Below are 1,074 nucleotides of genomic sequence, written 5' to 3' on the forward strand. Positions count from 1 at the left end.
CACTCGCTATGGTAGATAATCCGGGAGGCATTCCCCTCCCCATTTTTATTCTGGATACTCCATGTCCCGCCCCTCTCCTCTTTCCGCACGCCGGATTGAGCGGGGGAGTGTTGTATCCGGGCCATGCGGACTGCTGGCCATCGTGATGAACGTACGGGGCAGCACCGCCACCCTATGCCGTATCCTCCATAACCCACGCTACCATCACAGATCAGACGTGAGGATAGGGTTTGGAGACTGCGTTGCGCTGGGCATCAACACCGGGAACAGGGTGCGATGCCGGGGGTTCCGGCTGGGTGTGCAGCACCTGACCAGACGCAACGAGACGATCAGCGCCGACCTGTTGTCCCGTGTAAGGGCAGCGGTCGAGAAAGAAGACGCAATAACACGCTGGGAGCGGGCAGAGATCAGGTCCGGCGGAGTGAGCAGGATTTATGGCTAGGAGACCGAGCACGGGAAAGTCGCCCCCTTCTCGCAAGCCGCCTGTCCATTTCTCTCAAACCCTCTTTGATGAGATGATGGTCGATGTAATGAATGGCCTGACCATCCGTGAGATATGCAGCGGCCCGAAACGTCCTACCATGGACGGGTTTTATGGGTGGGTTGGGCGTGATCCAAAACTTGCTGAGCAGTACACGCGCGCGCGGGAAATATCATCTGACGGGTTCGAGGCTGACATTCTTGCACTGGCCCGCTCCACAAACCCAGAGAATGCAACGGCCAACAAGGCGGCCTTTGAGATGTTGCGCTGGGCGGCTTCAAAGCGTGCCCCTCGTCGGTATGGCGACAAGCAGACGCTGGAACATACAGGCGAAGGCGGCGGCCCCGTGCAGGAAATCAGACGTATCATTGTGAGGCCCGATCATGGCAACGACGAGCCTAGCCCTTGAAACCCCGGCGGTCTTCGAGCCGCTCTTGCGCCCTTCCCGTTACAAGGGTGTCTGGGGCGGACGGGGATCGGGGAAGTCGCACTTCTTCGCTGAGCTTCTCGTCGAGCAGGCCCTCATGCGTCCCGGTTTCCGGGCTGTGTGTATCCGAGAGATTCAGAAATCTCTGGCCATGTCCGTCAAGCAG

The 1,074-nt window shown here is 59.2% G+C and carries 3 protein-coding genes; all 3 read left to right on the plus strand.

Annotated features, from left to right (window positions below; genetic code table 11):
* The first annotated feature begins 61 nt into the window (after nt 1-61).
* Nucleotides 62-442 carry a hypothetical protein gene (locus NQF87_RS08715; RefSeq protein WP_266128018.1) on the plus strand — a complete coding sequence of 127 codons (381 nt, stop codon included), beginning with the start codon at nt 62-64 and terminating at the stop codon, nt 440-442.
* Nucleotides 435-890, plus strand: a complete 456-nt coding sequence (locus NQF87_RS08720) for a terminase small subunit-like protein (RefSeq protein ID WP_323670726.1) — start codon at nt 435-437, stop codon at nt 888-890. The genes NQF87_RS08715 and NQF87_RS08720 overlap by 8 nt, the downstream gene beginning before the upstream one ends.
* On the plus strand, nt 865-1,074 hold a 210-nt coding region (locus NQF87_RS08725; RefSeq protein WP_266128020.1), incomplete at its 3' end, for a phage terminase large subunit. The genes NQF87_RS08720 and NQF87_RS08725, both read left to right, overlap by 26 nt.

The sequence above is a fragment of the Bombella dulcis genome, from assembly GCF_026385505.1.
Taxonomy (GTDB): domain Bacteria; phylum Pseudomonadota; class Alphaproteobacteria; order Acetobacterales; family Acetobacteraceae; genus Bombella; species Bombella dulcis.

What these genes read in the sequence shown, in the direction of transcription:
- NQF87_RS08715 (WP_266128018.1), top strand. Translation starts at nt 62, where the DNA reads ATGTCCCGCCCCTCTCCTCTTTCCGCACGCCGGATTGAGCGGGGGAGT.
- NQF87_RS08720 (WP_323670726.1), top strand. Translation starts at nt 435, where the DNA reads ATGGCTAGGAGACCGAGCACGGGAAAGTCGCCCCCTTCTCGCAAGCCG.